This is a genomic window from Nocardia callitridis, assembly GCF_039543305.1.
Taxonomy (GTDB): domain Bacteria; phylum Actinomycetota; class Actinomycetes; order Mycobacteriales; family Mycobacteriaceae; genus Nocardia; species Nocardia callitridis.
This window is the reverse complement of sequence record NZ_BAABJM010000003.1, coordinates 456,652-479,109: the sequence shown is the minus strand read 5'-3', so window position 1 is coordinate 479,109 and position 22,458 is coordinate 456,652. Positions and strand designations below refer to the sequence as shown.

The window sequence follows — 22,458 nt, the reverse complement described above, 5'->3', positions numbered from 1 at the left end:
ATATTACATATCGGACGGCGCGGTGTGCGGCGGGACCATCAGCGAGTAACCAACAGCCACAACGGAATCAGCGCCAGCGCGGCCAGCGTCGTCTTGGCCACCACCGACGCGGCGAGGTCGACGTCGGCGTCGTAGCGCTGCGCGAAGACGAACAAATTCTGCGGCGCGGGCATCGCGGCGGTGAGCACCAGATAGCTCAGCCACGGGTTCTCGACCCGAAAGACGCCGACGCACAACGCGAACACCAACAGTGGCATCGCCAGACACTTGATGGCGATCAGCGCGTACTCGTCGCGCGTCGCACCGCGCCAGCGCAAGCCGGAGCCGCCCAGGTGCAGGCCGAAGGCGAACAGGGCCACCGGCGCCGCGGCGGCACCGGTGAACGACAACGCCGCCAAGAGCGGCCCCGGTGCTGGCACATGCAGCAGATTGGCGCCGATGCCGAGATAGCAGGCGAGCACCAGGGGCGTCGTCAGCGCCGAGCGCACACCACGCAGCACCGCACGCGCCGCGGAAACATCCTGGTCCTGGTGCCCCGCACCGGATTCCATCACCGCGACCACCACCACGGTGAACACGCAGACCTGCAACAGGATGGTCGGAAAGATCGGCGAGGCATCACCGAACAGCAACACGAACACCGGAATCGCGAAGTAGGTGGTGTTCACCTGGACCGTGGCCATGATCCGCAAGGCGGTGGCCCGCGCATCGGCGCCGAGCACCCGGCGCGCACCGACCGCGACCAGTGCCATCGCGATTACCGCGGCCGACAGATACGCGAGCATCCCGCGCACATCGAACAGCCGCCCCAAGTCGCTGGCGTAGAGCGAGCCGAACAGGTAACAGGGAATCGCGAAGAGAAAGGCGAACTCGGAGAACGCCTTCGAAGCGTCCGCGCCGATGATCTTGCGACGCGCGAAGACGACGCCACCACCGAAGACCAGGACAACCGGCGCGAGCTTACCGACAGTCGCGAAGAGATCGGTCACGCAGACGGCCGAGCCGCCAGCGCACCGGATACGGACACGACCGGAAAACGGCTGTGCCCCAACCAGAAACGCGGTTGGGGCACAGCCGTACTACGTCAGTGTCGATCAGGCGTTGCCGGAGAGCTTCTCCCGCAGAGCCGCCAGCTGCGCATCGCTGGCCAGCGAGCCACCGGTGGACTCCTGCTGCGCGGGCGCCGCCTGCGTGCTGCCGCCGCTCTCGGAGGAGTAGTTGGACGAACCGCCACCGTTGGCGGCCTCGGCCGCGGCGTCGGCCGCCATCTTCTCCATCTGAGCGGTGTGCATCTTGTGGCGACGCTCGGCCTCGGCGTAGCGGCCTTCCCACTCTTCACGCTGCTTGTCGAAGCCTTCGAGCCATTCGTTGGTCTCGGCGTCGAAGCCCTCGGGGAAGATGTAGTTGCCCTGCTCGTCGTAGCTGTCGGCCATGCCGTACTTCGACGGGTCGAACTCGGCGTGGTAGTCCTCGTTGGCCTGCTTGAGGCTCAGCGAGATCCGGCGACGCTCCAGGTCGATGTCGATGACCTTGACCATCGCGTCGTCGCCGACCGCGACGACCTGGTCCGGGACCTCCACGTGGCGCTCGGCCAGCTCGGAGATGTGCACCAGGCCCTCGATGCCCTCTTCGACGCGCACGAACGCACCGAACGGAACCAGCTTGGTGACCTTGCCCGGCACGATCTGGCCGATCGCGTGGGTGCGGGCGAACTGACGCCACGGGTCTTCCTGAGTCGCCTTGAGCGACAGCGAAACCCGCTCGCGGTCCAGGTCGACGTCGAGGACCTCGACGGTGACCTCGGTGCCGACCTCGACAACCTCGGAGGGGTGGTCGATGTGCTTCCAGGACAGCTCGGAGACGTGCACCAGGCCGTCGACGCCACCCAGGTCCACGAAGGCACCGAAGTTGACGATCGAGGAGACCACACCCTTGCGGACCTGGCCCTTCTGCAGCTGGTGCAGGAATTCGCTGCGGACCTCGGACTGGGTCTGCTCGAGCCAAGCGCGACGCGAGAGAACCACGTTGTTGCGGTTCTTGTCGAGCTCGATGATCTTGGCCTCGATCTCCTTGCCGACGTACGGCTGGAGATCGCGGACGCGCCGCATCTCGACGAGCGAGGCGGGCAGGAAGCCGCGCAGGCCGATGTCGAGGATCAGGCCGCCCTTGACGACCTCGATGACGGTGCCCTTGACGGCCTCGTCCTTCTCCTTGAGCTCCTCGATGGTGCCCCACGCACGCTCGTACTGCGCCCGCTTCTTCGACAGGATCAGGCGGCCTTCTTTGTCCTCCTTGGTGAGGACGAGGGCCTCGACTTCATCACCCACGGAAACGACCTCATTGGGGTCGACGTCGTGTTTGATGGACAGCTCGCGAGAGGGGATCACTCCCTCGGTCTTGTAGCCGATGTCGAGCAGGACCTCATCGCGATCGACCTTGACGATGGTTCCCTCGACGATGTCGCCATCGTTGAAGTACTTGATCGTGGCATCGATGGCGGCGAGAAAGTCCTCGGCGGAGCCGATGTCGTTGACGGCTACCTGCGGCGAGGTGACGGTGGTGGGCATGTGTCGGTTTGCTCCGGACGGATTGTGGTCGGTTGCGGACATTCGAACTTTCGGTACGCTGCGGTCTCACTGGGCGCGCAGACGGACACAAGGAACGTACCGCACGCGATACACGAGGACACAGCACGGGGTCAGATCTCCGGTACGGATGTACCGAAGACACTCGTTACGCAAGCGTACGCGACCCCGGTCGGGGCGGGCAAACCAATTGCGGCGCCACGCGGCTAGTCTTTGCGGCGTGTCGGAAGATCGCCATGCGCACGCGAACGCACTGCTCGCGACAACGGGAACCAGCAGGACACGAATCGGTTCGGCGGACAGCGAACGCGCCAGCCGACTGTGGTGGGACGCCGACGCGACCGATTATCACCGCACCCACGCGGACTTCCTCGGCGTCGACTCCCCCGGCGGTGAATTCGTGTGGTGCCCCGAGGGCCTGCACGAGGGCGATATGGGATTCCTCGGCGAGCTGACCGGCCGCTCGATCCTGGAGATCGGCTGCGGCTCGGCGCCGTGCTCGCGCTGGCTGGCCGGACAGGGCGCGCACCCGGTCGGCCTCGACATCTCGCGCGGCATGCTCGACCGTGGCGTCGCGGCCATGCGACGAGGTGGACCCCGCGTGCCGCTGGTGCAGGCGGGCGCCGAGGCACTGCCCTTCGCCGACGCCTCGTTCGACCTGGCCTGCTCGGCCTTCGGCGCGGTGCCGTTCGTCGCCGATTCGGCGCTGGTGATGCGCGAGGTGGCCAGGGTGCTTCGACCCGGCGGACGCTGGGTATTCGCGGTGAACCATCCGATGCGCTGGATCTTCCCCGACGATCCAGGCCCGGTCGGCCTCACCGCCTCGATCCCCTACTTCGACCGCTCCCCCTACGTGGAGGTCGACGACGACGGCACCCCCACCTACGTCGAACATCACCGCACCCTCGGCGACCGGGTCCGCGAACTCGTCGCCGCCGGGCTGATCGTCGAGGACATCATCGAACCACAGTGGCCGGAATGGCTGGACCGCGAATGGGGTCAGTGGAGTCCCCTGCGCGGCGAATTATTTCCCGGCACAGCGATTTTCGTCGCGAGCAAGCCCGGCTGAGCACGCGACGAACGCCCCGCGGGTTCGCGGGGCGTTCGGTTGCCTCTACCTACTTCTTCGGTTTACGACCGGCCTGATCCAGCGCGACACGCAGCGCGTATTCGATCTGGGCGTTGATGCTACGCAGGTCGTCGGCGGCCCATTTCGCGATCGCGTCGTGGACCGAGGGGTCCAGACGCAGCAACAGCTTCTTGCGTTCCGCCATCGGCCGTGCGCCTAGTACAACGATCCGGCGTTGACCACGGGTTGGGTAGGTCGGTCACCACAGAGGACCACCAGCAGGTTGGACACCATGGACGCCTTGCGCTCCTCGTCCAACTCGACCATCCCCTGCTGGGCCAGCCGTTCCAGCGCCAGCCCGACCATGCCGACCGCGCCCTCCACAATCTGGGCGCGCGCGGCCACCACCTGCGACGCCTGCTGGCGCACGAGCATGGCCTGGGCGATCTCCGGTGCGTAGGCGAGGTGGGTGATGCGCGCCTCGATCACCTCGATACCGGCGAGGTCGGTGCGGTCGCGCAGTTCTACGGTCAGCTCCTCGGCGACCTCGGCGCCGTCACGCAGGCTGGTGCGGTCGTCGTCGTGCGCGTCGTAGGGGTGTGTGGTGGCAAGGTGACGCACAGCGGCCTCGGACTGAGTGGCCACGTACTCCTCGTAGTCGTCGACGGCGAAGGCGGCCTTGAAGCTGTCCACCACGCGGTAGACGACGACGGTGGCGATCTCGACCGGGTTGCCGTCGGCGTCGTTGACCTTCAGCTTCTGGGTCTCGAAATTGCGCACCCGCAGCGAGATGCTCTTACGGTCGGTGAGCGGCAGCACCGAGTAGAAACCGGGCGTGCTCACCGAACCGACATAGCGGCCGAAGAACTGCACGACCTTCGCCTCGTTCGGGTTCACGGTCGTCAATCCCGTTGCCGCGAGCAGCAATACGACGACCAGAACCGTCGCGATCACCGCACCGATCAACGCGGGGACGTTGTCGTTTTGTTTCGCCGCGACGAAGCCGAGAATCGCCCCGCCACCGAGCAGGACCGTGAGCACCAACCAGGCCAACAGGACGAGGAACCCGTTGACATGAATCGCTGACCGGAATTTCATGACGTCTCCTAGTATCAGAGTGATATCACTAAGATAGCAGTAGTCGATTCCCGGCGCCAGATCTCGCCAGCGATACGTTGGAATATGCCCTGCACCACAGTGTTTCGTGTTCCCGTGCGAACTCGGCATACGTCACGTCGGATCATTCGCCCCGAGTGACATCGCGATCGCACCGAAACACAGTGCGCGGGTCATGAATTCGCTCCAGCGCGGCGAACCCCGCGTAGGTCTCGTGTGCGTATCCCGCGCGGGTCCGCTCCTCGTCGGCTTCGGCGCCCGCACAATGAGCCGAGCCACCTGAGAAGCACAACAGATAGTTACTCTGAGAACTAGAATCACCAGTTATGGAATTGCGCCAGCTGCGTTACCTCGTCGCCGTCGCCGAAGACGGCAATTTCACCAAGGCCGCCGCCCGGCTCCACCTCGCCCAACCCGGTCTCAGCGCTCAGATCCGACAACTGGAACGCGAACTCGGACAACAGCTGCTCGACCGTGGCGGACGCACCGTCACCCCGACCGAGGTCGGCGCCGCGGTCCTGCGGCACGCACACGCCACCCTCGACGCGGTGGAGCGAATCACCAGCACCGTGGCCGAGTTCAGCGGGTTGCTGCGCGGACAGGTTCGCGTCGGGCTGATCTCCGGGGCCGCCACCGAGGAACTCGACGTCGCCTCGGTACTCGCGGACTTCCACGACGACCATCCGCAGGTCGGCATCAGCCTCACCGAAGACACCTCCGAACGGATGCTGGCGGCACTGGGCCGAGGCGAACTGGATCTCGCACTGGTCGGATTGACCGGAGCGCCGGTTGATTCCGGCATCGGGCTCGACATCGTGCTGGAGACACCCGTGGTGGCGGCCGTCGCCACCGACGATCGGACACACGGCGCGGAAATAGCGCTCGCTGAGCTGCGCGCGCAGCAACTGATCTGCCTCACCAGAGGTACCGGCCTGCGCGGAGTTTTCGAAAGGTCATGTGCTGCAGCCGGATTCACCCCGGACGTCGCGTTCGAAGCGGCCGCACCCGCATTGCTGCTGCGCCTGGCCGCGCGCGGCCTCGGCATGGCGGTGGTCCCCGCGCTCACCGACAGCGAGGCGGCAGCCGCGGGAGTGCGGGTGGTCCGGATCGTCGAGCCCGAGATTCACGGGCGGCTGGCGTTGGCTCGACGTGCCGACCGCCCCCTGACTCCCGCGACGACCGTCTTACTCGGCCAGCTACGCATCGCATCCAGAGCAAACCGAAAGAAGCCGCTTCGGCAGGACATGGGTGTGGCGCACCCCGCTGTGTGCTCGAGGGGGTCCTGGTGAGCGTCGGGCGCTTGGTGGTGGTTATAGGAGTCTGGAGAGGAAGGCTTGGGTGCGGTCTTCGCGGGGGGTGGTGAGGATATCGGCGGGGGATCCCGCTTCTACCACTACGCCTGCGTCCATGAAGACCAGCGTGTCGGCTACTTCTCTGGCGAAGCCCATTTCGTGGGTGACCACCACCATTGTCATGCCCGAGCTCGCGAGTTCGCGCATGACCTCCAACACCTCGCCGACGAGTTCGGGGTCCAGGGCGGAAGTCGGTTCGTCGAACAGCATCAGCTTCGGGTCCATCGCCAAAGCACGGGCGATCGCGACTCGCTGCTGCTGGCCGCCGGACAGCTGGGCGGGGTAGGCATTCGCCTTGTCCGCCAGGCCGACTCGATCCAGCAACTCCTGCGCCCGCGTCACCGCTTCCGCCTTGCGGACCTTGTTCACCTGGATGGGCGCCTCGATCACGTTCTCCAGCGCGGTGCGATGCGGGAACAGGTTGAAATGCTGGAACACCATGCCGATCTCGCGACGCTGCCGTGCCGCCTCGCGCGGGTGCAGCTCGTAGAGCTTGCCGTTCTTCTCCTGATAGCCCACCAGTTCGCCGTCCACGTAGAGCCGGCCCGCGTTCACCTGCTCCAGATGGTTGATACACCGCAGGAAGGTCGATTTTCCCGAGCCGGAGGGCCCGATCAAACACAGCACCTCGCCGCGCTTCACCTCCAACGAGATGCCCTTGAGCACCGGCAAGGCGCCGAAATTCTTACAGACCCGGTCGGCGACGATCATTCCCGCACCGGTCGAACCCGCCGCCGCGTCGCGCGCGTCCTCGCTCATTTCGCCTTCTCCACGTTCGCGTCGGCCAAGTCCTGCAACTGCTTTCCGGTCAACTGACGCGAGATCCCCCGCGAGTAATGCCGCTCCAGGTAGTACTGGCCGACCATCAGGACGCTGGTCACGGCCAGATACCAGGTGGCCGTCACCAACAACAGCGGGATCGGTTGGAAGTTCACGCCGTAGATGTCGCGGGCCCTGCCGTACAGATCGGTACTGAGTGGGATCGCGGTGACCAGCGAGGTGGTCTTCAGCATGCCGATCAGCTCATTGCCGGTCGGCGGGATGATCACCCGCATCGCCTGCGGCAATACGGTCCTGCGCATGGTCTGCGACCACGACATCCCCAGAGCCACCGAGGCCTCGTGCTGCCCTTCACCCACGGAATTGATTCCGGCGCGCACGATCTCGGCCATATACGCCGCCTCGTTCAAACCGAGCCCGAGTACCGCGAAGGCGAACGCGGCCTGCAGGCTCTGCACGTCCAACTCCAGCAGATGCGGGCCGAACGGCACCCCGAGAAAGATCGTCTTGTACAACGAAGGCACCAGTCCCCAGAACACCAACTGCACGAAAACCGGTGTGCCACGGAAGATCCAGAGGTAGATCCAGGCGGTGACCCGCAACACCCCGTTCGGCGAAAGGCGCATCACGGCCAACAGGGTGCCGAGCACCACCGCGAGCAGCATCGCCAAGACGGTCAGCTCCAGCGTCACCCCGATGCCCTCGAGGATCCGCCGATCGAACAGGTACTTGCCGTAGGTGCCCCAGCGGTACGCGTCGTTGGTCGCGGCACCGTAGAGGAACAGCGCGGCGAGCACGATGATGATCGCCGCCGCGATCCACCGCCCCGGGCGGCGCAGCGGAATGGCTTTGATGACTTCGGGTCCGGTTGCCCCGGTGCTGTTCTCGCTCATCTGGTCAGCCCACCGCTCCATTCACGACCGACTGCGCGATCACGCCGTCTTCCACGCCCCAGTTCTCGGCGATCTGTCTGTATTGCCCGTTGTCGATCAGGTGCTGCACGGCCGCACGCAGCACGTCGGCCAGCGGCGAACTCTTGGGCACCGCCCAGCCGTACGGCGCGGAGTCGAAGACCGGGCCCGCGGTCTCGATCTGCCCATCGGTCTGCTTGATCGCGTAGGCGGTCACCGGTGAATCGGCCGACATCGCGTCCACCTGGCCGAGCACCAGTGCGTTGGTGGCGCCGGTCTGCTCGTCGAACGGCTTGATCTGGATCGGATCCTTGCCCGCGGCCTCGCACGCGGCGCTCTTGTCGGGCACCTCGTCGGTGTGTTCCACCGTGGTCGCCTGAACCGCCACCTTCTTGCCACAGGCGTCGTTCGGGTCGACCGGTTTGCCTGCCCGCTGCGCCCACTGCACGCCCGCGTTGAAGTAGGTGGTGAAATCGACCTGCTGCTCGCGTTCCTTCGAGTCCGTGATCGAGGACATGCCGACGTCGTAGGTTCCGGCCTGGATCGCCGGGATGATCTTCTCGAACGCCGACTCCACATACCCGGCCCGCACCCCGAGCACCGCGGCCACCGCGTCCATCAGGTCCACGTCGAAACCGATGATCTGGCCCCTGGCATCGCGGTACTCATTGGGCTGATAGGGCACGTTCACGCCGACGACGAGCTTGCCCGCCCGTGTCACCGTGTCCGGTAGCCGCGCCGCGATGGCGTCGACCTTGTCGACGCCGACCTTCGGCACATCCGCCCCCAATTCGGTGTTGGTGCAGGCACTCAGCACCAACACACCACCGGCGACCGCACACAATGCCCGGCGGCAGTGTTCGCGACGGACGCGACGGACGCGACGGACGCGACGGACGCGACGGACGCGACGGACGCGACGAACACGGAGAACCGATCGAACAGACAAGACAGCCCTCCACAATTCGAAACCGAGATACCCGAGTGTCACCACCCGTTTGCGCAATCTAGGCGACCGCGGTTGTTCGCGCTGGACAGTAACGCAACATTCATACGTCACATTTCGACCACCCCCGCCATCGCGATACCCGCGCGTCGGACTACCTCCGGTGCACCCTGGCGGCCACCTGCTCGGTGAACTCGCTGGTCGAAGCCAATCCGCCGAGATCGGCCGTCGCGATACCCGCCGCCAACGTCGCCGCGACCGCACGAGAAATCCGATGCCCCGCGTCGTGATAACGGCGCTCGTCGTCGCGACTTCCCAACCAGCCCAACAACATCGCGGCCGACAGCTGCAGGGCCGCGGGATTGGCGGCGTTACGACCAGCCAGACTCGGTGCGGCACCGTGTACCGCCTGCGCCATCGCCTTGTCGTTCCCACTGTTCAACGACGCGGCCAAACCCAACGACCCGCTGAGCTCACCGGCGAGATCGGACAGGATGTCGCCGAACAGGTTCTCGGTGACCAGTACGTCGTAGTCGGCGGCGCCGCGCACCAGGTGCGCGGCGGCGGCGTCGACGTGCTCGTCGTCGACCTCGACATCGGGATATCCGGCGGCGACCGCATAGCAGACGTCACGGAACAGACCCATCGTCAGCGGCAACACGTTCGCCTTGTGCACGATCGTCACCCGATGACGCCGGGTGCGCGCCAGTCGGAACGCCTCGTGCGCGACCCGCTCACACGCCTGGCGGGTGATCAATCCCACCGACAACGCCACATCGGGTGTCGGCCGGAACTCACCGGAGCCCGCGAACATGTTGCGGTCGGCGTAGAACCCCTCACTGTTTTCCCGCACGATCACCAGGTCGATGTCCGGCGCGGACGCGCGCACACCGGGCAGGGCCAGCGCGGGTCGGATGTTCGCGAACAGGCCGAACCGTTTGCGAATCGCCCCGCCGGGGGCGACTCCACCACGATGTTCGGCGGGGTAGGCGACATTGTCGTGCGGCCCGAGAATCCAGGCGTCCAAGCTCGCGAGCGCGGCCAGGGTCTGTTCCGGCAGCGGGTCACCGAACTGTTCGATCGCCGATATGCCCATCGGCAACGGCACCCACTCCACCGGCGCGGCACCCGCCGCGGACATCGCCTCGTCCACCACTTTCCTTGCGGCACCGACTACTTCGGGGCCTATGCCGTCGCCTTCGATGAGGCCCAGGCGCAGCACCTCGGTCGTATCGCTCATCCGGACATCCTCTCCCCCGCGCCCCTGCCGTCGACCAACGGCCCCGCTGCTGTGACGACGCGGCCCGACACGGCGGGTGTTTGCCCCTCGGCGCGCGGCGTGCGTAGATTCGGCGGGAGTGGCATTCGGCTGATTCCCCGCTCGCCCCTGTGGGTACCCGGCGGAGAACACCGATCCACGGCGTGCGTCGCCGGTGCGGTTACGCAGGTGACTGACCGGTAGCGCGTCAGCCCGCGCGGGCCGACCTGCCAGGCGTTCGACACGTCCGGCAAGGCAGGAAGCCGTGGAAGATAACGAGCGCAGCCCGCGTTATAGCTGCAACATCCAACGAGAGGACGTCATGGCCACCCAGACGCTGACCCAAGAGAATTTCGACGAGGTAGTCACCGGGAACGACGTGGTACTCGTCGATTTCTGGGCCGATTGGTGCGGTCCGTGCAAGAGCTTCGCGCCGACCTACGAGGAATCCTCGAGCAAGCACTCCGACGTGGTACACGGCAAGGTCGACACCGAGGCCGAGCAGGGCTTGGCGGCCGCCGCGAACATTCGCTCCATCCCGACCATCATGGCCTTCCGCGAGGGCGTTCTCGTCTTCGCGCAGCCGGGCGCGCTGCCGGCAGCGGCCTTGGAGGATCTGGTCACCCAGGTGAAGGAGCTCGACATGGACGAGGTGCGCAAGCAGCTCGCCGAACAACAGGCCGAACAACCGGCCGAGTAGGAGATCGCCGAAACCAACGAACGGGCCGTTCCCTCCGCGAGGGGGTGAGCGGCCCGTTCGTCATCGATTGCGCTCGATCGATAGTGGTCGACAGCTACCGCCGAGCAAGTGCGCCTCAGCGGCCGAGCAGATTGACGCCCGAGATCATGGCTCGGATCGTCGATTCGGTGGGATTGTCGGCCAGCGCCGCACCCCAGCCGCGCCTGCCGTCACATTCGCCGTGGACGAAGGTCGCGTAGCCGTGCGCGGTGTGGCGCTGATGGAATCGCAAGATTTCGAACGGATAGCCCTCGTCGTAGAACGCGGAGGTCAATGCCGCGACCGGGCCCCCGTTGGCCACCACGGTGCGCAGCCGATCGGCGAACTCCATCGTCGCGATGAATTCCGCGTTGGTGCCGCTGCCCGCCGAGCAGTCGACGAGCCGGATGCGACCGGTCGATTCGTGGAAACGGTGGTGGAACTCGCCGGGCGTGAGGTCGGCGCTCTCGACGCGCAACCCCTTGGGTGCGGCGTCGCGAAGCGCGGAGGTGTCGGTCGTGGCGGACGAGGACGCAAACGTGTGAGTAAACGAAGTAGTCATTGAAAGTGGCTTCCCAAGAACGCAGTTTGAGGGACCAGCACTGACGATCGGTAACCCGCAGTGAGGGGCTGGTCCGAATCAGACCCCGCTGCGGCGGGTTACTACGAGAAGTTCGCGCTGCGCCGGAATCGCGGTAAGCGAAGCACGCGCGGCGCGGTCGCGGTCTGCGACACGGAGCGCTGCGCGGCGGCAGTCAGCGGAATGGGGCACGACGCCAAGAATAGGGACAACGCATGGCAATAGCAACCGCATTCGGCCGCTGTTTCCCCTACTGATCGGTACCGTTCATGCAGCTCATAGGGTTTCGGCCAAAGATGGGCCGAGCGAGTGGCACGGATCTTCGCCGGTGTCAGTGAGTCCTGCACGTCCGACCGGCCGATGTGGGCTTCGGCAGGCTCATCATGCCGCTGGGCGACGAAGAGACCGCCGTGCCCCGGCACTCGGCCGCGATCGGCGACACCATGGCGAAGGCGATGGTCCCGACTGCGGCACCGGGCGTCGCCGCGAGCCACGCACACGCCGAGGGAAGGCCGCGGCAGTTCCGGGTAGCTCGTCCCGCGCAACGGCTTGCGTGCCGTGCCAGGGCTGGCCGATCAGTACGAATCCACCGCAGTGGGTCACCGAGTGAGATCGGACGATCGCTGACCCGGCTCCGTGCTCGCTTCGAGGGTGATTCGCGTGCGCACTCAGGGAGACCCTCTTGCGTGCGACCGTGGTGCACCACAGGGTGACAGGTCAGCACCCACACCATTGCTCGAAGCAACACCACGGCCCGCGTCGAGGAGGACGTGGCCGCGGGTCAGCGAGCTCGGTCACCCGCCGGGCTGATCAATGCGCGGCGCGATCACCGCGGCGGCAGGTACCACTGAAACGCGCAGTCGCACCAGAACGCGAGGCTCAGGCGCGCAGAGATGGGCATTCGCCTGCGGTGCGCACCTGGCCTCACGGGGGAGGTTCAGCGGCTCACGCCACCTTGACCTCGTTCAGCTTGCCGGTCGCGACGTCGAAGATGAAGCCGCGAATATTGTCCTTGTGCGGGATGTACGGGCTGGCGATGATGCGTGCGATCGATTGGCGCACATCGGTTTCCAGGTCGGTGAACGATTCCGCCGCCCATTCCGGCTTGATGCCGGTCTCCTCCTGGATCGACGCCTTGAAGGCGTCGTCGGTGAAAGTGAGCATGCCGCAGTCGGTGTGGTGGATCAGGACGATCTCGGTGGTGCCGAGCAGCCGCTGACTAATGGCGAGCGAGCGGATCTCGCCGGGGGTGATCACACCGCCCGCATTGCGGATCACATGCGACTCCCCCTCCTGAATGCCGAGTGCGCCATACACATTGAGTCGCGCGTCCATGCAGGCGACAACGGCGATGTGCTTGGCGGGCGGCAACGGCAGCGGGCCGGTGAAAGTACTGGCGTAGGTGGCGTTGTTGGCGAGATATTCGTCGGTCACGGTCATGCGTTCACCCCTGTTCTGAGTACGACGTGAGATATGCGCGCATCTCTATGTATAGATGGCTGGCACACACGGTAGGTGCGTACTCGCGCCCCGCCACTGTTCTCGTTCACGGTGATTCATTTACTTGGCTGTCTGCGCAACGGGCTCGAGCGCCGCCGGTGTACCCGGGGGAAGGGGAAGTCGACCAGGACCGCCCAGGACGTGGGTGCGGCGAGTCGGCACGCCAAAAAACAGCGGAGGGCCCGGTAAGGAAGCTCATACACGCCGCGTCGACGATGCGACACCACCGATGCGTGCGAAGGCGGCGGCACAACACACGGAATTCCACGCTGCCGCGGGGCAATGCGTTGTTGCCTGGCCGCGTTTCGTCTGGTGTCCAACGCCGATCGAGCGTATCCGCGAACGTTGTGGGCTGCCGCCAGAGCGGTGCCTAGGTCTTCGCTTCGCCCTGAACCTGGTCACGGCGCAGTTCATCCCGCAAGTCGGCGCCGATCAATCGGCCGTCGAGCAGCACCCCAAGAAATGCGTGATAGTCCGCGAGGGTCGAGACCAGCTCGGAGTGGCTGACGTCGAACGGTGCCGGTGCGACATCGCAGCCCGCTCCGAACTTCCTTCACGAAAGAAGCCCACCGAGCGGCACGACGACGCACACCGAAAGACCTGTGCGCCGACGGGCGAGTTCCGCCGTAAGAGCGAATCGCCGTGGCTCAGTGCGCGGCGGAGTCCCAGCTGCGTCCGGTACCGACCGAGACGTCCAGCGGAACCGACAGGGCGATGGCCGAGGACATCTGCTCGCGGGCCAACTGCTCCAGTGCCTCGTGTTCGCCGTCGACCACCTCGAACAGCAACTCGTCGTGGATCTGGAGCAGCATGCGCGAGCGCAGGTCGGATTCCTCGATCGCCTTGTGCACGTTGATCATCGCGACCTTGATGATGTCGGCGGCCGTGCCCTGGATGGGTGCGTTGAGCGCCATCCGCTCGGCACCCTCCCTGCGCTGACGGTTGCTCGAATCGAGGTCGGGCAGGTAGCGGCGGCGACCGAACAGTGTTTCGGTGTAACCGACCTTGCGCGCCTGCTCCACCACCTCGTGCAGGTAGTCGCGGATCCCCCCGAAGCGATCGAAGTAGACCTCCATCTGGTCCTTGGCCTCGGCGGTGCTGATCTTCAGCTGCGCGGCGAGACCGTAGGAGCTCAGGCCGTAGGCCAAGCCGTAGGACATCGCCTTGATCCTGCGACGCACCTCACCGCTGACCTCCCCGATCGGAATGTCGAAGGCCTTCGACGCGACAAAGGTATGCAGGTCCTCCCCGGAGTTGAACGCCTCGATCAACCCTTCGTCGCCGGACAGATGCGCCATGATCCGCATCTCGATCTGGCTGTAGTCCGCGGTCATCAGCGAGCCGTACCCGGCGCCGACGACGAAGGTGTCGCGGATCTGGCGACCGGTGTCGGTGCGAATCGGGATGTTCTGCAGGTTCGGTTCGGTGGAGGAGAGCCGACCGGTGGCCGCGATGGTCTGGTTGAACGTGGTGTGGATACGCCCGTCGTCGGCAACGCACTTGAGCAGCCCGTCGACGGTCACCTTGAGTCGGGTGGCGTCGCGGTGCGCGAGCAGATGCTCCAGGAACGGATGCTGAGTTTTCTCGAACAGCGATTCCAGCGCGTCGGCGTCGGTGGTGTAACCGGTCTTGGTGCGCTTGGTCTTCGGCATGTCCAGCTCGTCGAACAACACCACCTGTAGCTGCTTGGGCGAGCCGAGATTGATCTGCTTGCCGATCACCTCGTAGGCCGCGTTCGCCGCCTCGCTCACCCGATCGGCGAACTGCCGTTGCAACGTTTCCAGCTGGTCGGTGTCCACCGCGATGCCCGCGTCTTCCAACGTGGCGAGCACGCCGAGCAGGGGCAGCTCCATCTCGGCCAGCAGCGAGGTGGCCTCGATACCTTCGAGTTCGGTGTCGAGCGCATCGGCCAGGTCCGTCACCGCGCGCGCACGCAGCATCTCGGTGGTGGCCAGCTCGACATCGACCGAGTCCTCCTCGTCGAGCAACGACAGCTGCGGAGTCGCGTCGGTCTCGGCGCGCAACTCGCGGCGCAGGTACCGCAGGGAGAGATCGTCGAGGTTGAAGCTGCGCTGACCCGGTCGGACGAGATACGCCGCCAACGCGGTATCGCTGGTGAGCCCGCCGAGGGTCCATCCGCGACCGCGCAACGCATGCCGCGCGGCCTTGGCCTCGTGCAGGGCTTTCGGCACCGACGCGTCGGCCAGCCACGCACCCAGTGCCGCTTCGTCTTCCGGCGTCAGTATCGCGACATCGATGTAGCCGCTCTCGCCGTCGGCCGCGGCGATGGCGAGCGCCCGCACGTCACCGCCGCCGGGCGTGCTCGTCCCCACGATCGAGACGCCATGACGCACACCGGCTTTCGCGTGGTCGGCCAACCAGTCGGCGACCGCACCCACCTCGATGGCACCGCCGCTGATCTCGAAGCCCGCCTCGGCCTCCGGCGCGGCCGGGGCCAGCGTCTCGAACAGCCGGTCGCGCAGCACCCGGAACTCCAGGTCGTCGAACAGGCGGTGGATACGGTCGCGGTCCCACGGCGCCTTCGCCAATTGTTCCGGCGTGTAAGGCAACTGGACGTCGCGCACCATCTCGGTGAGCTGACGGTTCAGCACCACGCTGCTGAGGTTGGCGCGCAGCGCGTCGCCCACCTTCCCCTTCACCGTGTCCACCTTGTCGACCAGGCTGTCGAGGTCGCCGTATTCGCGAATCCACTTGGCCGCGGTCTTCTCACCGACACCGGGGATGCCGGGAAGGTTGTCACTGGGGTCGCCGCGCAGGGCCGCGTAGTCCGGATACTGCGCCGGGGTGAGCCCGTACTTGGCGAAGACCTCGTCGGGGGTGAAGCGGGTCAGGTCGGAGACGCCCTTGCGCGGGTACAGCACGGTGACGTTCTCGTTCACCAGCTGAATGGCGTCGCGGTCACCCGAGACGATCAGCACGCGAAAACCCTGGGCGACGGCCTGGGTGGTGAGGGTCGCGATGATGTCGTCGGCCTCGAAACCCTCGATCGCCATCGAGGGAATGCCCATCGCGCCGAGCACGTCCTTGGTGAGCTCGACCTGCCCGCGGAACTCGTCCGGCGTGGTGGCGCGATTGGCCTTGTATTCGGGGAACGCCTCGGCGCGGAAGGTCTGACGCGAGACGTCGAACGCGGCCGCCACGTGTGTCGGCTTTTCGTCGCGCAGCAGGTTGATCAGCATGGCGGTGAATCCGTAGACCGCATTGGTGGTCTGCCCGGTGACCGTCTTGAAATTCTCCGCAGGTAGCGCGAAGAACGCGCGGTAGGCCACCGAATGCCCGTCGATCAGCAGCAGGGTCGGCCGGTCGCCACCGGAGTCACCGGTGGTGGACGGGGCGGGGGAAGCGGCGGAGGAAGGCGCGGTCGTCGGTGAACTCACGCCCCAGAGTGTAGGGACCACCACCGACACACTTTCGCGCCGACACCCGCTGCGCTGTGCGCCCGGTCACGAACCTGGCGCACGCACACGATTCAGAGCGCGGCCACCAGCTCGCGCAATACCGGCAAGCTCACCGTGCCGGAGCCGAGCACCGTCTCGTGGAACGCCTTGATGTCGAAGCCGCTGCCGAGGCGTTCGGCCGCCGCACGACGCAGGCGAAGGATCTCCAGTTGACCGACCTTGTAGGCGACGGCTTGGCCGGGCATCGCGAGATAGCGGTCCACTTCGAGGGTGATCTCGTTGCGCCCGGTCGGCGTGTTGGCGACCATGAAGTCGATGGCCCGCTGACGGCTCCAGCCCTTGGCGTGCAGCCCGGTGTCGGCCACCAGTCGGCAGCTGCGCAGCGAATCGGCGGCCAGCATGCCAAGGCGCGCGAGGTCGTCGTCGTAGAGGCCCATCTCGTCGGCGAGGCGTTCGGCGTACAACGCCCAGCCCTCCACGAACGCCGTGTTCGCGAAGGACTCTCGCTGGAACTTCGGCAGCCATGGCGATTCGTTCGCGAGTGCCAACTGGAGATGATGACCGGGTATCGCTTCGTGGAAGGTCAATGCCGCCGTGTCATACCTGCCGCGACCGGTGGGATCGTGCAGATTGACAAAGAAGGCGCCGGGGCGTGAGCCGTCACCGGCAGGCGAAAAATAGTATGCCGCAGTGGTATCCGGAGCCAAATAGGCCGGAACCGGCTGAATCTCGCACGACTGCCTCGGCAGCGTGGCGAACCACTCCCCCATTCGTGCGGTCGCGGACCGCAGCGCCGCGTGTGCGTCGCGCATGATCTGCTCGCCGTCGGTGTAGCACAGCGCCGGATCCTCGCGCAGGCGCGCGAAGATGGTCCCGAGATCGCCGGTGCCGAATACGCGCGCGCCGATTGTCGCGTATTCCTCGCGCAACGCGGCGAGCTGGGCGAGGCCGAGCTCGTGGATCTGCTCGGCACCCAGGTCCGGCAATGTGGTGTGCCTGCGCAGCAGGCGCTGGTAGATGTCCGCACCGTCGGCGCCGAGCCAGCACAGGCCCGCGCGGTCGTCCGGCCGGGCCGAGGGCAACAGCTCGTCGAACAGCACCGCGCGATAGCGCTGGAAGGCCGGACGGATGACTTCCCGAGTCACCCTTTCCAGTTCGGTGCGCCACGCCGACTCGCCGTCCCAGTTCGGCGGACCGTCGAGGGTGACGAACGGGTCGGCGGCCAGCTCGGAGGAAAGATAACCGTCGAGCTGATTCACCGAGCGCTCGACGGTGATCCGCGCGGGCGCCCTGCCAGCGGCCATACCCGCGCGAAACCGGTCGGCGGCCTGGTCGAGCGGTTGATCGAAACGACCGAAGCGCTCCAGGAGTGCGCGCGCGTTCTCCGGCAGCGGGGCGTCGAGCTGCGGCGCCGAGGTGAGCGCGGCGGCGTGCACCCCGTCCATCTGGTCCGACGCCATCTCGACCGGCCGCCACTCCAGTTGCGTGATCGCACCGGACAATTCGGTGCGCAACAAGCTGTGCGTGACTCGATCGGCGCCGTCGATCCCGGCGGGATCGATCGCCTCGACCCGCGCGAGCAAGCCACGCCACGTCGACAACCGCCGCTGCTCGGCGTCCACCGAATAATCCTCGACCTGATCGTCGAACCGCCGATCGCCGAGCAGGGTCGCCTCGGTGGGCGCGGCTTCGAGCGCGCTGTCCCAATACTGTTGTGCCAGACGCGACAGCTCATCGTGACCACCCATGGATTCATCATGCCCCGAGCGCCACGCGAGCAGCTCAGCCCACACCCAGGTACGCCGCCTCGACGGACGGATCCGCGAGCAGCTCCGCGCCCGCGCCGGTCTTGGTGACCGCCCCGGTTTCCAAGATGTAGGCGCGGTCGCTGCGCGCCAGGGCCTGCTGCGCGTTCTGTTCCACCAACAACACCGTGGTGCCCTGCTCGTTGATCTGCGAGATGATGCGGAAGATCTGTTGAATTACCATGGGCGCCAAACCCATCGACGGTTCGTCGAGCAACAGCAGGCGGGGCCGCGCCATCAGCGAACGACCGATCGCCAGCATCTGCTGTTCACCACCGGACATGGTGCCGCCGACCTGTTTACGGCGCTCCAACAGGCGGGGAAACAGCTCGAACACCCAGTCCAGCGTGCGCTGGTAGTCGGCCTTGCGACGGAACGGCCTTCCATAGCAACCCATATCGAGGTTCTCCTGCACGGTCATGCCGGGGAAAACCCCCCGTCCCTCCGGTGCCTGGATGAGACCGGTCCCCACCCGCTCGTGTGCCTTCATTCCCGTGATGTCGCGGCCCTCGAACAGGATTCGGCCACCGGCCAGCGGCAACAAGCCCGAGAGCGCACGCATGGTGGTGGTCTTGCCGGCACCGTTCGCACCGAGCAAGGTGACGAGCTCGCCGTCTGCGACCCGCAGCGAAATTCCGTGCAGCGCACGAATTCTGCCGTACTCGACCACGACATCCTCGACTTCGAGCAAGGTCTCGGTGGTCGCGGCGCGCTCTGGCGCGGAGCCCGCGTGTCGCCCGTCACCGCCGACAGGGCCGTCCACGGCCGCCACTGCCTGCGGCGTCGCCGCGCCTTCCTTCGCGCGACGCGCGCCGCCCTCGCTGGTGCCGGAGCCGGTCGTAGCAGCGGTGGAGGATGGCGTACCACTTTCGGGCACAACGCTTTCCGCGGTAGCACGCTGGGCGCCGCCTTCGACCGAGGTGCCCGTGTCGGTTTCCTCGTGACCCGCCTGCCGCGCCCGCTCCACCTCCACCCCGTCGGCGTCCGGCACACCGAGATACGCGGCGATCACGTCGGGGTTCTCGCGGATATCGGCAGGCAGTCCCTCGGCGATCTTGCGACCGAACTCCAACACCACGATCCGGTCGGTGACGCCCATCACCAGGCGCATGTCGTGCTCGATCAACAACACGGTGAATCCGTCGTCGCGGATCTTGCGAATCAACTCCATCAACGCGAACTTCTCGCTCGGGTTGAACCCCGCCGCCGGTTCGTCCAGGCACAGCAGTTTCGGCTCCGTGGCCAGCGCGCGAGCGATCTCCAGCCTGCGCTGATCGCCGTAGGACAGATTGCGCGCCTTCTCCACCGCGCGCGGCGCGATCCCGACGAATTCCAGCAGCGCCATGCCGCGCTCGATCGCGTCCCGTTCCTCGCGACGATGCCTCGGCGTGCGAAACACCGCGCCGGGCACCGAGGTTCGATGCCTGGCATCCGTGCCGACCACCACGTTCTCCAGCGCCGTCATCTCGCCGAAGAGCCGGACGTTCTGAAACGTGCGTGCGATGCCCAGCCGGGTGATGGCGTTGCGTTTGGTTTTGGTCAACGGTTTTCCGTCGAAGGACACCAGCCCGGAACTGGGTCGGTACACGCCGGTGATGGCGTTGAAACAGGTCGTCTTCCCCGCACCGTTGGGTCCGATCAGCCCGAGGATCTCGCCGCGGCGAATCTCGAAACTCACCTGGTCGAGCGCGGTGAGACCGCCGAAGCGCACCGTGAGGTCCTCGGTCTTCAGCAGCGGTGCACCGACCTCGGCCTCGATCGCACGGGTCGGCGCCACCGCATCGGCCACCGCCTCCGCGTCGGCAAGCTCGGGCAGCACCGCGGTGAGGTCGACGAGATTGTCCTCGGCATTGTCGTCTCGTTCGGTCATCGACGCACTCCGATCGGGTTGTCGGCCACCGGTTTACGCACCGCCTGGTACACCTGCCTGCCGTAGGTGAGCAGTTTCTGACGCACCGGGAACAACCCCTGCGGACGCAGAATCATCATGACTACCAACGCGATTCCGAAATACAGATATTTGAGGTCGCCCAACGATTGCGCGCCGCCGACGCGGAACAGCAGCACACTGCCGAGCAGCAACAGCGCGAGCACGCCGGTGATCGTCATCGCGGTGACGAACCCGCGACGCAGCCACGGCCCGAACGAGCTCGACCGATACCGCCAGCCCACCACCAGTGCCACGAACACCGCGACATCGATCGCCAGCAACACGTACCCGGCCGATTCGCTGCTCACCAGGCGCACCGATTGCAGCCGGGCAGGTAGATAGGCCACCGCGAAGGCGCCGACGATCACGCCGAGCTTGTTGCCCTGGCCGCCGATCACCACCGCGCACAGAAACAGCATGGAATTGATGATGTTGAACCCGGTCGGATTGATGAACTGCACCTGACCGGCGTAGATCGCGCCCGACACGCCACCGACGGCGGCGCCGATGGTGAACGCCCACAGCTTGAACTTGAACGTCGGCACACCCATGATCTCGGCGGCGTCCTCGTCCTCCCGAATGGCCACCCAGGCACGCCCGACGCGGCTGCGCTCCAGATTGCCGACGATCAGCAGCACGATGACCACCAGCACGATGCCCAGCCAGTACCAGTAGGTGCCGTAGCTGGCACGGTCGAAGATGTTGGCGCTGTCCGGATTTCCGCTGTTGCCACCGGAGAACACACCGTCCGGCTTGCTCGCCGACTCCCCGATGTGCGGGTAGGCCACGCCGGAGAGGCCGAGGCTACCGTTGGTGATCTCGGTGAGATTGTCGGCGAGCAGCCGCACGATCTCACCGAAGCCGAGGGTCACGATGGCCAGGTAGTCGCCGCGCAGCCGCAAGGTCGGCGAGCCGAGGATCAGCCCCGACATCGCGGTCACCGCGACCGCGATCGGCAGACACGCCAACCACGCCCACCCGGAATCCAGCCAGCCGCCATCGGTTTGGTTCCACGGACTGTTCGGGCTGGTGAGCAGGCCGACGGTGTACGCGCCGACGGCATAGAAGCCGACATAGCCCAGATCGAGCAGACCCGCCTGCCCCACAACGACATTGAGGCCGATCGCCAACAGCGCGTACATCGCGACCTGGGCCATGACCAGCCCGAGGTTGTAGGAGGGCGTGTCCAGCAGCGGCGGCGGGAAGATCGGCAACAGCGCGAGGAGCACCAGGATCGGCACACCGACGCCCCACTGCGCGGGGCGACTCAGGCCGTCCCACCAGGTGCGTAAGGCATCACCGAGACCATGCGGCCGTTGCTCGGGTTCCTTCGGTCCCGACGGCGCGGCCGGGGGTGTCACAGTCGCCTCGCTCATGCGCGTGCCCTTCCGAGACTTTCGCCCAGGATGCCGGTCGGGCGGATCATCAGGACGAGGATGAGCACCGCGAACGCGACCACATCGCGCCACTCGGTGCCGAAGAGGATCTGGCCGTACTGCTCGACCACACCGAGAATGATTCCGCCGAGTACCGCGCCGCGCAGGTTACCGATGCCACCGAGCACCGCCGCGCTGAATGCCTTGATACCCAAGACGAATCCGCCGGAATAGATGATCCCGTTGGGGATCTTGATCGCGTACAGCATCGCGGCGGCACCGGCGAGCACCCCGCCGATGAGAAAGGTGAGCATGATGACCCGCTCCCGCGAAACACCCATCAGCGTCGCGGTATCCGGGTCCTGGGCCACGGCGCGAATGCCGCGACCGAACTTGGTGCGGTTGATCAACAGCTCGGTGACCAGCGCGAGCACGACGGCGGCGGCGATGATCAGCAACATCACATTGGTGACATCCGCTCCGGCGAAACTGAACTGCACGGTGGGCCGCATGAGCCGAATCGCCTGCTGCGCATTGGTTCCGCCGAGATCGGGCCGCACCTTCGGCAGGATGAAATGGATGAGCTCCTGGAGCACGAACGACATGCCGATCGCGGTGATGAGGAACGCCAGGGGTTTGGCGCCGCGCTTGCGCAGCGGCCGGTAGGCGACCCGCTCCAAACCCACTGCGGCACCGCCGGAGACGAGCATCCCCACCACCAGCGCCAAGCCCAGATACACCACCGTGAGCACGACGCCCTGGGAATAGACATCGGGACTGGCGACGAAGCCGAAGACCATCAAACCGACGAGTTGCCCGAACATGCCGAGCATGAACACTTCCGAATGCGCGAAATTGATCAAGCGCAATACGCCGTACACCAGGGTATAGCCGACGGCGACCAACGCGTAGATCGCGCCGTAGGTCACCCCGTCGACGGTCAACCGCCAGAAACTGTCGAACAATCCGTGATAGTTGAAGTCGACCGAGCTGCTCATGAGCTGCACCAGATCGACCGATGTCGTTGCTGTCATCAGTTTTCCGCCCTCATCGAACCCACCGCCGAACAACAGCGCGTACGTCGATTCGCACAATCGTCGTACGCGCTGTCGG

General features: G+C 66.1%; 18 protein-coding genes and 1 pseudogene. 3 read left to right on the top strand and 16 right to left on the bottom strand.

The features are described from left to right. Positions 1 to 38 precede the first annotated feature (38 nt). Both ABEA50_RS19890 and rpsA read right to left on the bottom strand, forming a co-directional pair. Positions 39 to 989 carry an AEC family transporter gene (locus tag ABEA50_RS19890; protein ID WP_345497054.1) on the bottom strand — a complete coding sequence of 317 codons (951 nt, stop codon included), beginning with the start codon at positions 987 to 989 and terminating at the stop codon, positions 39 to 41. Positions 990 to 1,094: 105 nt separating this feature from the next. Beyond that, the gene (rpsA, locus tag ABEA50_RS19885) at positions 1,095 to 2,567 is read right to left on the bottom strand and encodes a 30S ribosomal protein S1 (RefSeq protein ID WP_345497053.1); all 1,473 of its coding nucleotides are present in this window, start codon (positions 2,565 to 2,567) and stop codon (positions 1,095 to 1,097) included. A 238-nt stretch (positions 2,568 to 2,805) separates the two neighbouring features. Between rpsA and ABEA50_RS19880 the strand changes: the two genes are divergently transcribed. Continuing rightward, positions 2,806 to 3,654 (top strand): class I SAM-dependent methyltransferase, encoded by an 849-nt coding sequence (locus ABEA50_RS19880; protein ID WP_345497052.1) that lies wholly within the window; start codon positions 2,806 to 2,808, stop codon positions 3,652 to 3,654. Positions 3,655 to 3,703: 49 nt separating this feature from the next. Here the strand turns inward: ABEA50_RS19880 and ABEA50_RS19875 are convergent, their stop codons facing one another. Next, complete coding sequence (locus ABEA50_RS19875) at positions 3,704 to 3,859, bottom strand: type II toxin-antitoxin system antitoxin (protein ID WP_345497051.1); 156 nt, start codon at positions 3,857 to 3,859, stop codon at positions 3,704 to 3,706. Positions 3,860 to 3,870: 11 nt separating this feature from the next. Then, complete coding sequence (locus ABEA50_RS19870; RefSeq protein WP_345497050.1) at positions 3,871 to 4,752, bottom strand: SPFH domain-containing protein; 882 nt, start codon at positions 4,750 to 4,752, stop codon at positions 3,871 to 3,873. Between the two features lie 344 nt (positions 4,753 to 5,096). On the opposite strand from ABEA50_RS19870, the gene ABEA50_RS19865 reads away from it, so the two are divergent. Continuing rightward, a complete protein-coding gene (locus ABEA50_RS19865; protein WP_345497049.1) occupies positions 5,097 to 6,059 on the top strand; it encodes a LysR family transcriptional regulator in 963 nt (320 codons plus the stop codon). 21 nt (positions 6,060 to 6,080) lie between these two features. Here the strand turns inward: ABEA50_RS19865 and ABEA50_RS19860 are convergent, their stop codons facing one another. The 4 genes from ABEA50_RS19860 to ABEA50_RS19845 form a co-directional block, all read right to left on the bottom strand. After that, the gene (locus ABEA50_RS19860; protein ID WP_345497160.1) at positions 6,081 to 6,833 is read right to left on the bottom strand and encodes an amino acid ABC transporter ATP-binding protein; all 753 of its coding nucleotides are present in this window, start codon (positions 6,831 to 6,833) and stop codon (positions 6,081 to 6,083) included. 44 nt (positions 6,834 to 6,877) lie between these two features. Continuing rightward, entirely contained in the window at positions 6,878 to 7,795 is a 918-nt protein-coding gene (locus tag ABEA50_RS19855; protein ID WP_425577666.1) for an amino acid ABC transporter permease, read from the bottom strand. Positions 7,796 to 7,799: 4 nt separating this feature from the next. Further along, positions 7,800 to 8,630: an ABC transporter substrate-binding protein gene (locus ABEA50_RS19850; protein ID WP_345497048.1), complete on the bottom strand. Its 831-nt coding sequence runs from the start codon at positions 8,628 to 8,630 to the stop codon at positions 7,800 to 7,802. 283 nt (positions 8,631 to 8,913) lie between these two features. Further along, on the bottom strand, positions 8,914 to 9,999 hold the full coding sequence (locus tag ABEA50_RS19845) for an isocitrate/isopropylmalate dehydrogenase family protein (protein WP_345497047.1): 1,086 nt from the start codon (positions 9,997 to 9,999) through the stop codon (positions 8,914 to 8,916). 340 nt (positions 10,000 to 10,339) lie between these two features. Between ABEA50_RS19845 and trxA the strand changes: the two genes are divergently transcribed. Next, positions 10,340 to 10,717: a thioredoxin gene (trxA, locus tag ABEA50_RS19840; RefSeq protein WP_345497046.1), complete on the top strand. Its 378-nt coding sequence runs from the start codon at positions 10,340 to 10,342 to the stop codon at positions 10,715 to 10,717. Between the two features lie 115 nt (positions 10,718 to 10,832). Here the strand turns inward: trxA and ABEA50_RS19835 are convergent, their stop codons facing one another. The 8 genes and pseudogenes from ABEA50_RS19835 to ABEA50_RS19800 form a co-directional block, all read right to left on the bottom strand. After that, a complete protein-coding gene (locus ABEA50_RS19835) occupies positions 10,833 to 11,297 on the bottom strand; it encodes a 2-isopropylmalate synthase (RefSeq protein WP_345497045.1) in 465 nt (154 codons plus the stop codon). Positions 11,298 to 12,260: 963 nt separating this feature from the next. After that, positions 12,261 to 12,755, bottom strand: a complete 495-nt coding sequence (locus ABEA50_RS19830) for a beta-class carbonic anhydrase (protein WP_345497044.1) — start codon at positions 12,753 to 12,755, stop codon at positions 12,261 to 12,263. 707 nt (positions 12,756 to 13,462) lie between these two features. Continuing rightward, positions 13,463 to 16,213 carry a DNA polymerase I gene (gene polA / locus ABEA50_RS19825; protein ID WP_345497043.1) on the bottom strand — a complete coding sequence of 917 codons (2,751 nt, stop codon included), beginning with the start codon at positions 16,211 to 16,213 and terminating at the stop codon, positions 13,463 to 13,465. Between the two features lie 92 nt (positions 16,214 to 16,305). Next, a complete protein-coding gene (locus ABEA50_RS19820; RefSeq protein ID WP_345497042.1) occupies positions 16,306 to 17,982 on the bottom strand; it encodes a DUF885 domain-containing protein in 1,677 nt (558 codons plus the stop codon). Between the two features lie 34 nt (positions 17,983 to 18,016). Then, positions 18,017 to 18,730, bottom strand: a complete 714-nt coding sequence (locus tag ABEA50_RS19815) for an ABC transporter ATP-binding protein (protein ID WP_345497159.1) — start codon at positions 18,728 to 18,730, stop codon at positions 18,017 to 18,019. 327 nt (positions 18,731 to 19,057) lie between these two features. Then, a pseudogene (locus tag ABEA50_RS19810) lies at positions 19,058 to 19,909 on the bottom strand (ABC transporter ATP-binding protein); the annotation flags it as partial. Continuing rightward, a complete protein-coding gene (locus ABEA50_RS19805; RefSeq protein ID WP_345497041.1) occupies positions 19,906 to 21,345 on the bottom strand; it encodes a branched-chain amino acid ABC transporter permease in 1,440 nt (479 codons plus the stop codon). The gene ABEA50_RS19805 and the pseudogene ABEA50_RS19810, both read right to left, overlap by 4 nt. After that, entirely contained in the window at positions 21,342 to 22,379 is a 1,038-nt protein-coding gene (locus tag ABEA50_RS19800; RefSeq protein ID WP_345497040.1) for a branched-chain amino acid ABC transporter permease, read from the bottom strand. The genes ABEA50_RS19805 and ABEA50_RS19800 overlap by 4 nt, the downstream gene beginning before the upstream one ends. Positions 22,380 to 22,458: the final 79 nt, after the last annotated feature.